Source organism: Pseudomonas sp. L7 (assembly GCF_046605565.1).
In the GTDB taxonomy this organism is placed as follows: domain Bacteria; phylum Pseudomonadota; class Gammaproteobacteria; order Pseudomonadales; family Pseudomonadaceae; genus Aquipseudomonas; species Aquipseudomonas wayambapalatensis.
The window spans coordinates 3,982,954-3,995,270 of the sequence record NZ_CP176784.1 but is presented as its reverse complement, the minus strand read 5'-3'; the positions used below and the strand labels follow the sequence as shown (position 1 = coordinate 3,995,270).

Annotated in this window: 10 protein-coding genes; all 10 read left to right on the top strand. The window is 55.9% G+C overall.

Going from position 1 to position 12,317, the window contains the following annotated elements; all coding sequences use genetic code 11:
- The first annotated feature begins 28 nt into the window (after positions 1–28).
- The 10 genes from asnB to rfbA all read left to right on the top strand — a co-directional run bounded on the left by asnB (position 29) and on the right by rfbA (position 12,150).
- Positions 29–1,954, top strand: coding sequence for an asparagine synthase (glutamine-hydrolyzing) (gene asnB, locus ACK3BK_RS18430; protein WP_411383038.1), 1,926 nt, complete (start codon positions 29–31; stop codon positions 1,952–1,954).
- 27 nt (positions 1,955–1,981) lie between these two features.
- Entirely contained in the window at positions 1,982–2,788 is an 807-nt protein-coding gene (locus ACK3BK_RS18425; RefSeq protein ID WP_063545764.1) for a glycosyltransferase, read from the top strand.
- A 6-nt stretch (positions 2,789–2,794) separates the two neighbouring features.
- Entirely contained in the window at positions 2,795–3,754 is a 960-nt protein-coding gene (locus ACK3BK_RS18420; RefSeq protein WP_411383037.1) for an NAD-dependent epimerase, read from the top strand.
- Between the two features lie 12 nt (positions 3,755–3,766).
- Positions 3,767–5,107, top strand: a complete 1,341-nt coding sequence (locus ACK3BK_RS18415) for a UDP-glucose dehydrogenase family protein (protein WP_411383036.1) — start codon at positions 3,767–3,769, stop codon at positions 5,105–5,107.
- Position 5,108: 1 nt separating this feature from the next.
- Positions 5,109–6,080 carry an NAD-dependent epimerase/dehydratase family protein gene (locus ACK3BK_RS18410; protein ID WP_411383035.1) on the top strand — a complete coding sequence of 324 codons (972 nt, stop codon included), beginning with the start codon at positions 5,109–5,111 and terminating at the stop codon, positions 6,078–6,080.
- Between the two features lie 23 nt (positions 6,081–6,103).
- Positions 6,104–7,117, top strand: a complete 1,014-nt coding sequence (locus ACK3BK_RS18405) for an MraY family glycosyltransferase (RefSeq protein WP_411383034.1) — start codon at positions 6,104–6,106, stop codon at positions 7,115–7,117.
- A gap of 36 nt (positions 7,118–7,153) precedes the next feature.
- Positions 7,154–9,163 (top strand): polysaccharide biosynthesis protein, encoded by a 2,010-nt coding sequence (locus tag ACK3BK_RS18400; RefSeq protein WP_411383033.1) that lies wholly within the window; start codon positions 7,154–7,156, stop codon positions 9,161–9,163.
- A gap of 136 nt (positions 9,164–9,299) precedes the next feature.
- Positions 9,300–10,370 carry a dTDP-glucose 4,6-dehydratase gene (gene rfbB, locus ACK3BK_RS18395; RefSeq protein WP_411383032.1) on the top strand — a complete coding sequence of 357 codons (1,071 nt, stop codon included), beginning with the start codon at positions 9,300–9,302 and terminating at the stop codon, positions 10,368–10,370.
- Positions 10,367–11,263: a dTDP-4-dehydrorhamnose reductase gene (gene rfbD, locus ACK3BK_RS18390; protein WP_411383031.1), complete on the top strand. Its 897-nt coding sequence runs from the start codon at positions 10,367–10,369 to the stop codon at positions 11,261–11,263. The genes rfbB and rfbD overlap by 4 nt, the downstream gene beginning before the upstream one ends.
- Positions 11,260–12,150 (top strand): glucose-1-phosphate thymidylyltransferase RfbA, encoded by an 891-nt coding sequence (rfbA, locus tag ACK3BK_RS18385; protein ID WP_063545757.1) that lies wholly within the window; start codon positions 11,260–11,262, stop codon positions 12,148–12,150. Before rfbD ends, rfbA begins: the two co-directional genes overlap by 4 nt.
- The last annotated feature ends 167 nt before the right edge of the window (positions 12,151–12,317 follow it).

The window sequence follows — 12,317 nt, the reverse complement described above, 5'->3', positions numbered from 1 at the left end:
CGTTACGCGTCGATTGAGGGTAATTGAAATGTGCGGTTTCGCAGGGCTTCTCTCCCGTTCGACGCTTGGCAGTGATACCGAGCAGATCCTGGAAAACATGGGGCTTGCGATCGAGCATCGAGGGCCTGATTCCAGTGGAATCTGGTTTGATGCCGCTTCAGGTGTCGGTTTTTCCCATCGGCGGCTCTCGATCATGGACGTTTCCAGCCATGGCGCTCAGCCCATGCGCTCAGCCAGTGGCCGTTACATGATCGCCTTCAACGGCGAGATCTATAACCATGTTGACCTGAGAGACAAACTTGCCCGTGATCAGCACGTCATTCAGTGGTCGGGTCATTCTGACACCGAAACATTACTTGCGTGCTTTGAGATCTATGGCATTGAGGCGACGCTTTCCCAGTTGCATGGCATGTTTGCCATCGCATTGTGGGACCGAGACCAAGCGCAATTGACGTTAATGCGAGACCGGTTGGGCGAGAAGCCGCTTTATTACGGTTGGCTCGGTGAGGCGTTTTTGTTCGGTTCTGAACTCAGGGCGTTGAAAGCGGCGCCTGGATTCGAATCGCATGTAGACCCACAGGCGCTATCGCTGTTCCTCCAATTTGGCTATGTGCCTGCGCCGTTCTCGATCTACGACCGCGTCAGTAAACTGATGCCGGGAGAGTATTTGCAGGTATCGCTGCGCGATCCTCAGCCTGTGACGCGTGCGTATTGGAGCGTCGACGAGATCATTCGTAATGGCCTGAATGCTCCGTTTCAGGGAACAGCGGATGAGGCCGTCGGTGCATTAGAAAGCATGCTGAAGACGACCATCGGCAGGCAGATGCTTTCCGATGTGCCGTTGGGGGCATTCTTGTCCGGTGGTGTGGACTCGTCACTCATCGTGGCACTGATGCAGGCCCAGTCTTCAGAGAAGATCAAGACCTTCTCGATTGGCTTCGACGACCCACGTTTCAACGAAGCGCCATATGCCAAGGAAGTGGCTCAGCATATTGGCACGGAGCATGAAGAGCTGTATGTCAGCGCCAGGCAGGCGCTGGATGTCGTCCCGATGCTTCCGGACATCTGGGACGAACCGTTTGCCGACCCTTCGCAGATTCCGACTTTTCTGGTCTCCAAGCTGGCCAAGAGGCAGGTAACCGTTTCGCTTTCCGGCGACGGTGGTGACGAACTTTTTTGCGGCTACAACCGTTACCTGGTGGCTGGCAAACTGTGGCGGTACATGAAGCCGATTCCTGCCGGGCTCAGAGCGGGTGTGGGGCGGCTACTGACAACTGTGGAGCCTGGGGGGTGGGATTCGCTTGGCCGGCGGTTACCGGGTAGCAAAGGGCTGGGCAGTATTGGCGACAAGGTCCATAAGTTGGCTGGGGTATTTGCCGCTCGCGGGCCTCATGATGTCTACAACAATATTGTGTCGAACCATGCACAAGCGAACAATCTGCTGCTTAAACCGGTTACCGATTCCCGTCCCTCGAGGCTGGCCAATCAGGGTTTGTGTGATGTACAGCAGATGATGGCCTGGGATCTGAAGGAATATTTGCCGGGCGACATCCTGACCAAGCTCGACCGGGCGGCAATGGCGGTCTCGCTGGAAGGACGCGCGCCGTTTCTGGATCACTCGGTGGTGGAATTCGCCTGGTCATTGCCCCTCGAGTACAAGTTCCGAGAAGGGGAGACCAAGTGGGCACTCAAGCAGGTCCTCTACAAGCATGTTGATCGTGCGTTGATCGACCGTCCGAAGATGGGGTTTGGCGTTCCGCTGAGAGACTGGCTGATCGGCCCGTTGCGAGAGTGGGCGGAAGCCTTGCTGGATGCCCGCAAGCTGCGAAGTGAAGGTCATTTCAATGTGGATGCCGTACACAGGCTCTGGCAAGAACACGTCGGTGGCAAGCGGAATCATGCGGCAGTTCTCTGGAATGTATTAATGTTCCAGGCGTGGCTGGCGCGTCAGTAGTTTGAATTTTGCAAAAGGATCAGAGCTGTGACTGCTGACTTTTCCGTACTTATCTCGGTTTACGCATCGGAGAAACCCGAGTTTCTGGTGGCATGCCTCGAGAGCTTGACGGTACAGACCTGTAAAGCGCAGGAAGTGGTACTCGTCGAGGATGGGCCGATTTCTGATTCGCTGAAGGCGGTCATTGAGCAATTTCGGTCGAAGCTGCCGATCGTTTCGGTGGTGCTACCTGTAAACGTGGGGCTGGCCAATGCGCTCAATGAAGGGTTGAAATACTGCACCCATGAGCTTGTCGCGCGGATGGACACCGATGACATCTGCCTCCCCGTTCGATTTGAACGGCAGCTGACGTATTTACAAGCCCATCCTGAGGTGACTGTGCTGGGTGCGATGGTTGAAGAATACGATGTGACCATGAGGCATTCGTTGGGGCCGCGCAGACTACCGTTGGACCATGACGCGCTATACGCGTTTTCCAAGCGGCGCAGCCCGCTCAGTCATCCTACCGTCATGTTCCGCAAGTCAGGAGTGCAGGCAGTAGGTGGTTACCCGAGCTTCCGGAAGGCTCAGGACTACGCGCTGTGGTCGCTGATGTTGCAAAAGGGGTACAGGATTGAGAATCTGCCGGACATTCTTTTGAAGATGCGAGCAGGCAGCGAGCTGATGCAACGGCGTGGCAAGGATTATCTCAAGCATGAGCTGGCCATTATCCGTTTCCAGAAGGATATCGGCTTTATCGGTGGCGGTGCGTTTGTCATCAACACGATGTTGCGTTCTATCGTCCGTCGGTCTCCCGCATTTCTTAAACAATTGCTATACAAGTTCGCACGGTAGGCGTAGATGAAAATTTTGATTACTGGCGCTGCTGGATTCATCGGGCATGCGCTGACCAAGGCATTATCGGCCACCGCTGAAAAGGTGGTGGGTGTCGATAATCTCAATGATTATTATGACGTCAGCCTCAAGGAAGCGCGGCTCAAGGATCTTGAGGAGATTGAAAACTTCACATTCATTCGTGCGGATCTTATTGACGCCGAGGCCATCGATAGGGTGTTCTCCGCTAATCAATTCGACTGTGTGGTGAACCTGGCAGCCCAGGCGGGCGTGCGCTACTCGCTCGATAATCCAATGGCTTACGTGCAGAGTAATGTCGTTGGTTTCATGAATATTCTCGAAGGTTGCCGTAATCACAACGTCAAGCGGTTGTTCTATGCGTCTTCGAGTTCTGTCTATGGTCTGAGCAAGGACGTCCCCTTCTCGACTCAACAGTCGGTAGATTGCCCGATCAGCCTTTACGCGGCCACCAAGAAATCGAATGAGCTGATGGCTCATACGTACTCTCATTTGTACGGGATCCAAACCACCGGCCTGAGGTTCTTTACAGTCTACGGCCCGTGGGGACGTCCCGATATGGCGATGTTCAAGTTCACCAAGGCAATTCTCGAAGGCAAGCCGATCGATGTGTATAACCATGGACATCTGTCGCGCGACTTTACCTACATCGATGACATCATCTCCGGCATTCTCCGGTTGCTGCAAAAGCCTGACCTTGATGCTTGCACAGTGTTCAACATCGGTCACGGCAGCCCGGTCAACCTGATGGACTTCATCTACGCCGTGGAGGCCGCAACCGGTATCAAGGCAATCTGTAATTATTTGCCCATGCAACCCGGCGACGTCGAGCAGACATGGGCAGATACTCAGGGGTTGTTTGATGCCGTCGGGTACAAACCGAATGTGCCCGTGCAAGAAGGGGCCGCAAAATTTGTGAATTGGTACCGGTCGTACTACGAAATTTGAAGGTGTAAATAGATGAAGATTACTGTTTTTGGCTCGGGCTATGTTGGGTTGGTCACTGGCACGTGCCTAGCTGATGTTGGCCATCATGTGGTATGTGTTGATGTCGATCAGCGCAAGATCGATAACTTGAAGAGGGGCATTATTCCAATCTACGAGCCTGGCCTCGATGAAATGGTTGTTCGCAACCAGCACGAGGGGCGCCTTGACTTCACCACGGATGCTGCCATGGGCGTTTCGTTCGGTGAGATTCAGTTCATTGCGGTAGGTACTCCGCCGGATGAAGATGGCTCTGCTGATCTCAAGTATGTGCTGGCGGTCGCCAATACGATTGGTCAGTACATGACTGAGCCCAAGATCATTGTCGACAAGTCGACAGTACCTGTAGGCACGGCTGACAAGGTCAAGGAGTCTATCCAGCGTACCTTGGCCTCTCGTGGTGTCGACCTGCAATTCCATGTCTGTTCCAACCCTGAGTTCCTTAAAGAGGGTGCGGCTCTCGAAGACTTCACCAAAGGTGCGCGAATCGTGGTGGGCACTGATTCCGAGCACGTTCGCCGCAAGATGCGCGAGTGCTATGCGCCTTACAGCCGGAACCATGACAAACTGATCTTCATGGATGTTCGCTCTGCCGAGCTGACCAAGTACGCGGCCAACGGCATGCTGGCTACCAAGATTAGCTTCATGAACGAACTGTCCAATCTGGCCGAGCGCCTGGGTGCCGACATCGAGCAGGTACGTATCGGTATCGGTTCGGACCCACGGATTGGTTACAGCTTCATCTACCCTGGGTGTGGTTACGGCGGCTCCTGTTTCCCCAAGGATGTTCAGGCGTTGCACCGTACCGCGCAGGAAGTTGGTTATTCCGCTGATCTGCTCGCGGCTGTCGAGGGCGTTAACAAGCGCCAGAAAGACAAGATGTTCGCTTCGTTCGAGGGTATCTTCGACGGGCAGCTCGAGGGCAAGACGATCGCCGTCTGGGGCCTGGCCTTCAAGCCCAACACCGACGACATGCGCGATGCGCCAAGTCGTCGGCTTATCGAACAACTCTGGCAGGCGGGAGCGAAGGTACGTGTTTTCGATCCCAAGGCCATGGAGGAATTCGAGCGCATCTACGGTAAACGGGCTGATACCCACTACGCGGCGACGCAGGAAGAGGCCCTGGCCGGTGCCGACGCCCTGGCGATCTGTACCGAGTGGAAATCGTTCCGCGCTGTAGACCCGCACATGCTGCGTGGGGCTCTTTCCAGTGCCATCGTGGTCGACGGTCGCAATCTCTTCGACCCGTGGACGATGGCAGAGGCTGGCGTGGCGTATCATGCGATCGGCAGGCCGCACATTGCTCCGGGAGTCTGAAATGGCAGGGCTATGCCAGGTAATGGTTACAGGTGCCTCAGGCTTTGTCGGCAGGCACCTGTGCGAATCTCTGGTCCGAGACGGCTTTTCTGTAAAGGCTGCGGTAAGGCGTGAGTCGGGCCAAGTGCTGGCCGGGGATGTCGTGCAACTGGACTTGATGGATCAGGCCTGCGTGCGGAATAGCCTGATGGGTGTCGATTGCGTTGTTCATTTGGCTGGCCGTGCGCATGTGCTTAATGATCAGGTAGCCGACCCATTGGCCGCTTTCCGGGAGGCGAATGTCGAAACGGCCCTGGCGCTGGCCAAAGCGGCACTGGCCGCCGGAGTCGGGCGATTCATCTTTGTCAGCTCCATTGGTGTAAATGGCAACGAGACCACTGACCAGGCATTTACCGAGCAGAGCGACGCCGCACCAACGGCGGCTTACGCCGTTTCCAAGCTGGAGGCCGAGCAGGCGTTAGGCGAGCTGCTAGCAGGGACTGACATGCAGCTGGTTATTGTGCGTCCTCCACTCATTTATGATGCTGGCGCCCCGGGCAATTTCGCACGCTTGCTGGGCCTGGTGGCCAAAGGTTTGCCGCTGCCGTTTGCTTCATTACATAACCGGCGCAGTCTGGTGTCGTTGAACAACCTGATCAGCTTCCTGACGCTGGTGATTACCCATGAGAAGGCCGCCGGGGAGTTGTTCCTGATTGCGGATGGTGACAGCGTTTCAACCCGTCAGATCGTGGCATCTCTCGCGGCCGGCATGGGACGAAAATCCAGGTGTTTCTACATGCCCAAGCTACTGGCCAAGCTGCTTTTGACTGCCTTGGGGCGCACGGGTATGTATGTGCAATTGTTCAGCTCATTGGAAATCAGCACCAACAAGGCGCGCGACCTGCTGGGCTGGTTGCCGGTCGAAGATCCGGAAGCTGCGCTTGCAGAGGCCGGCAGAAAGTACGTCCAGCGATTGATGGTTGATGCTCAGTAACTAGGAATTGGATTTCACGACTCATGGTTCAGCTACTAATAATAGCGTTGGCTCTGGTAAGTGCTGCGGCATTGACTGGAACGGTAAGGCGCTATGCAATACGCAAAAGTGTGCTTGATATTCCCAATGAGCGCAGCTCGCACTCCGTGCCGACGCCGCGCGGTGGTGGTGTGGCTATCGTTGTGGCTTTCATTGCAGCGACACTGTTGCTCTTCGCGTTCGGCAACGTCAGCCTCGCCACCACGTCGGCGCTGGTGCTCGGCGGGGCTGGCGTGGCGGTCCTTGGCTTTTACGATGACCTAGGGCATATCCCTGCGCGTTGGCGGTTGCTCGGTCATTTTCTCGCGGGTATCTGGATCGTATTCAACCTTGGAGGGTTGGCCCCCATCACGCTTTGGGGAGAGGCGTCGAACCTCGGATTCATAGGCAGCTTGCTGGCTGTGGTGTTCCTGGTATGGATGCTGAATCTCTATAACTTCATGGATGGTATTGACGGGCTTGCCAGTTCCGAAGCCGTTTTTGTCGGGCTATCCGGTGGCTTGATCTACTTCCTCTCGGGGCACGGCGGCCTCGCTGGCCTCAGCTTTGCGCTGGCGGCATCGGGCGCAGGATTCCTGCTGTGGAACTTCCCTCCGGCGAAAATCTTCATGGGCGATGCCGGCAGTGGGTTTCTGGGGGTTGTCATGGGCACGATGGCCCTGATCGCCGGATGGACGTCACCCGATTTCTTCTGGTGTTGGGTAATCCTGCTGGGTGTGTTCGTGGTCGATGCCACGGTCACCTTGCTGCGTCGCCTGATGCGAGGTGAAAAGGTCTATGAAGCGCATAGAAGTCACGCTTACCAGTTTGCCTCGCGGCAGTTCGCAAGCCATAAGAAGGTAACGTTGGCAGCCTGGGGCCTGAACCTGTTCTGGTTGTTCCCGGTAGCACTGCTGGTAGCGTTCTACGGTCTGAATGGCGTGCTTGGCGTATGCTTGGCTTATCTACCGCTGGTAGTGCTCGCTTTGAAATTCCATGCGGGTGAGCGTGAGCTTTGATTTTTTGAAGGATACGAGGCGAGTGGGTAACTGGATATGAAAGCTAGGGAACTGATCGAGCTTCGAAAATATCTGCTTCAATTGCCGCGCAGGGAGAAGCGCACGCTCCAGGTGCTGGTGGATGTGTGCCTGGTGTGGCTGGCCCTGCTGATGGCCTTTGCCGTGCGTCTTGGCCTTGATGACCTGGGTAATCCGCTCAGGGAACACATCTGGCTGTTCGTGACTGCGCCCGTTCTGGCAATACCGCTTTTTGTAAAGTTCGGCATGTACCGGGCAGTGATGCGGTATTTCGGTAACGATGCACTCATCGTCATCGTCAAGGCGGTTTCCCTTTCCGCGCTCTTGCTGGGCGTTTTCGTCTACTGGTATAGCAATCACCAGACTTTGGTACCGCGTTCCGTAATTTTCAACTATTGGTGGTTGAGCCTGGTCATGATAGGCGGGTTGCGCCTGGCCATGCGTCAGTACTTCCTGGGCGACTGGTTCTCGGCAACGCAACACATGCCTTTCGCCTCCCGGGACGATGGTTTGCCGAGAGTGGCGATCTATGGCGCTGGCGCCGCTGGAAACCAGCTTATTGCTGCGCTACGTATGGCCAAGTCGATGAGGCCGGTGGCTTTTATCGATGACGACGTGGAGATTGCCGATCGCATCATTTCCGGGTTGCACGTGTATCGCTCGAATGAAGTTGGCCGAATGATCGATGACACGGGGGCTCAGGAGATTTTGCTCGCGATTCCTAGTGCTAGTCGCAGTCGTCGCAAGGAGATCCTGAGCTTCCTGGAGGGCTTCCCCCTGCATGTTCGCAGTGTTCCCAGCATTCTTGACCTGGCCAGTGGGCGAGTGCAAGTGGGCGACATTCAGGAAGTCGACATCGCCGACCTGCTGGGGCGCGATGTGGTGCCTGCGCAAAACGATCTGCTGGCGCAGTGTATTTCGAACAAGGTGGTGCTGGTCACGGGCGCGGGGGGGTCGATTGGTTCGGAGCTCTGTCGGCAAATCGTCGGGGCAGGGCCGAAAACCTTGTTACTGTACGAGCACAGCGAATACAACCTGTACAGCATCTTGAGTGAGCTGGAACTGAGGATATGTCGTGAGGCATTGCCTGTAACCGTCTTGCCGGTGCTGGGCTCAGTGCGCAACCAGGCGCACTTGCTGGAGGTTATGCAGTCCTGGCGCGTGGAGACTGTCTATCACGCTGCGGCTTACAAGCATGTTCCCATGGTTGAGCACAACATCTCTGAAGGTGTGCAGAACAATGTCATCGGCACACTCTGTTCCGCCCAGGCTGCTGTTCAGGCCGGGGTCGCTAACTTTGTGCTGATCTCAACCGACAAGGCCGTGCGGCCGACCAACGTCATGGGCAGTACCAAGCGGCTTGCCGAGATGGTACTGCAGGCGCTGAGCCGAGAGAGCGCTCCGGTCCTCTTCGGGCAGAAGGATAATGTCGCGCAGGTGAACAAAACACGTTTCACCATGGTGCGTTTCGGTAATGTGCTGGGCTCGTCAGGGTCCGTCATACCTTTGTTCCGCAAGCAGATCATGTCGGGAGGTCCTCTGACGGTAACCCACCCCAAGATCACCCGATACTTCATGACCATTCCTGAAGCGGCTCAGCTGGTTATCCAGGCCGGCTCGATGGGACGTGGAGGGGATGTATTCGTTCTGGATATGGGGGAGCCTGTTCGTATTGCCGAACTGGCAGAGAAGATGATCCACCTGTCAGGATTGAGCATACGCTCGGAAAAGAATCCACATGGCGATATCGCCGTTGAGTTCACGGGGCTTCGGCCAGGTGAAAAACTCTACGAAGAGCTACTGATTGGCGATAACGTCGTCTCCACCCGGCACCCGATGATCATGAGTGCAAACGAGGACTTTTTGCCGTGGGATGTACTCAAGGTCAAGCTTGTTGAATTGCTTGGCGCGGTTGAAACGCATGAATTGGTTACCGTGCGAAAACTGCTGCGTGAACTGGTCAGTGGCTATGTTCCGCAAGGAGAGATCGTGGACCTGCTCTACACGCAACGCAAAAAAGAAATCTGACTTTCGCCCTGCCCGCGAGAGTTTTTTGATAACGCCGAAGGCGCGCGCAGGGGCTGTCTCGGGCATGTCTGTCCGGTCAGGCCATCGCTATTCCGCGCTTTTCGCTTTCAATGATTAGTTTAGTAGGTAGCTGATAATGACTGTTTTAGTAACCGGTGGTGCTGGTTTCATTGGCGCAAATTTTGTTCTCGATTGGTTGGCAGTTTCCGATGAGCCTGTGGTGAATCTGGACAAGCTCACATATGCAGGCAACCTACAGACACTGAACAGTTTGCAGGGTGATGAGCGCCACATTTTCGTGCATGGCGATATCGGAGACTCCCAACAGGTAGCGCGTCTGCTGGAAGAGCATAAGCCCCGTGCCATCGTGAACTTCGCAGCAGAGTCCCATGTCGATCGGTCGATTCACGGGCCTGAGGACTTCATCGAGACCAATATCGTCGGTACCTTCCGCCTGCTCGAAGCGGTGCGCGCGTATTGGGGCGGGCTGGACGAGCAAGCGCGTCAGACATTCCGCTTCCTGCACGTATCTACCGATGAGGTCTATGGTTCTCTGGCTGCTGATGAGCCGGCGTTTACTGAGACCCACCAGTATCAACCGAACAGTCCGTACTCAGCGAGCAAAGCGGCAAGCGATCACCTGGTGCGCTCCTATCACCACACCTATGGCCTACCGGTGCTGACCACCAACTGCTCGAACAACTATGGGCCATTCCACTTTCCGGAAAAGCTCATCCCTCTGATGATCGTCAACGCTTTGGGTGGCAAGGCACTGCCTGTCTACGGTGATGGTCAGCAGATACGTGACTGGCTCTATGTCAAAGATCACTGCAGTGCCATCCGCCGCGTGCTCGAAGCCGGGAAGATGGGAGAGGTATACAACGTCGGCGGCTGGAACGAAAAGCCCAACCTGGAGATCGTCAATCGCGTTTGTGCGCTGTTGGATGAGCTGCGTCCACGTGCTGATGGCAAGCCGTATGGGGAGCAGATTACCTATGTTACCGACCGCCCAGGGCATGATCGCCGCTACGCCATCGATGCACGCAAACTCGAGCGTGAGCTTGGGTGGAAGCCTGCGGAAACCTTCGAGACCGGTATCCGCAAGACGGTTGAATGGTACTTGGATAACTGGGACTGGGTAGAAAACGTGCAGTCCGGTGGCTATCGAGACTGGGTCGAGAAAAATTACGCCGGGCGTTCGGCATGAAAATTCTCCTCCTGGGCAAGGATGGTCAACTGGGGTGGGAGTTACAGCGCAGTCTGGCTGTCTTGGGGCAAGTCCTGGCACTCAGCTCAAGAAGCCATGAGTGTTGTGGTGACTTGACCAACCTCCAGGGGTTGGCGGAAACCGTGCGTACCTTTGCCCCCGATGTCATCGTCAATGCAGCAGCCTACACCGCGGTAGACAAGGCAGAAGGCGAGCGCGAGCAAGCATTTCTGGTCAATGCGCAAGCAGTGAAGGTACTGGCCGGTTTAGCCGCTGAGCTGGGTGCATTGTTGGTGCATTATTCGACGGATTACGTCTTCCCAGGCAATGGCAACGCGCCTTGGAGCGAAGAGGACGCGGTAGGGCCGCTGAATGTCTACGGCGAAAGCAAGCTGGGCGGCGAGCAGGCAATTCTGGCCTCCGGCTGCACAAGCCTGATCTTCCGTACCTGCTGGGTCTATGCCGCTCGCGGCAACAACTTCGCCCGGACCATGCTTCGGCTGGCAACCGAGCGGGACAGTCTGGGTGTCATTGATGACCAGTTCGGGGCTCCTACTGGTGCGGAACTGATTGCCGACGTGACTGCTCATGCCATTGCATGTACACGGCGTGACCCTGCTTTGGCTGGTGTGTACCACCTGGCGGCGTCAGGTGAGACAACCTGGTGCGGTTACGCGCGTTTCGTTCTGGAGCAAGCCGCAGCGCGCGGTTTGTCACTGAAGGTGCACGCCGAGCAGGTCAAACCGCTGACTACAGATGCCTACCCGACACCTGCAAAGCGCCCAGCAAACTCGCGACTCAATACTCACAAACTACAAGAAGCTTTCGCGCTGACGCTGCCTGACTGGCGTCAGGGCGTGGCTCGCATGCTGACCGAGATACACGAAAAATGAGCAAACTAAATCGTAAAGGCATCATCTTGGCCGGCGGGTCGGGTACCCGTCTGCATCCCGCGACCCTGGCTATTTCCAAACAGCTTCTGCCGGTTTACGACAAGCCGATGATCTACTACCCGCTCACCACTCTGATGCTGGCGGGCATTCGCGACATCCTGATCATCTCGACGCCCCAGGACACCCCAAGGTTCGAACAGCTTCTAGGTGACGGGCATCAATGGGGGATCAATATTACCTATGCGGTGCAAGCATCACCTGATGGTTTGGCACAAGCTTTCCTGATTGGTGAACAGTTCATCGGTAATGACCTGTCGGCATTGGTTTTGGGCGACAACATCTACTATGGCCACGACTTCCAAGGGTTGCTGGGAAGTGCCATGGGGCGTACCGATGGCGCCAGTGTATTCGCCTACCATGTGCACGATCCTGAGCGTTATGGTGTGGTTGAATTCGACCAGCGAGGAAAGGCGATCAGCCTGGAAGAGAAGCCAGCCAAGCCGAAGTCGAGTTATGCCGTGACCGGGCTTTATTTTTATGACCGTGATGTGGTCGAAATTGCCAAGGGGATCAAACCCTCGCCGCGCGGTGAGCTGGAAATTACCGACCTCAACCGCGTGTATCTGGAGCAGGGCAAGCTCTCGGTTGAAATCATGGGGCGTGGCTATGCATGGCTAGATACCGGCACGCATGATTCATTGCTTGAAGCTAGCGGCTATATCGCGACTATTGAGCGCCGGCAAGGGTTGAAGGTGGCCTGTCCAGAAGAAGTGGCTTATCGCCAGGACTGGATCGATGCCGAGCAGTTGGAAAAGTTGGCGGCGCCCTTGGCCAAGAATGGTTATGGCCAGTACCTTAAACGACTGTTGGAAACAAAGGTCTACTAAATCCGATATAACCTGTCGTTGAGCCCCCGTTGCAGGCGCTTACGGCAATTGCTTCCTGAACATCAGGCTACTGGTCGGTCTGGTGTTCAGGGTGTGCAATCTTTCGGGTCTATTTCTGGGCGCCTATGAATTTCCTGCCAGGTCTTGTCTCGGGACGAAGTCTTCGC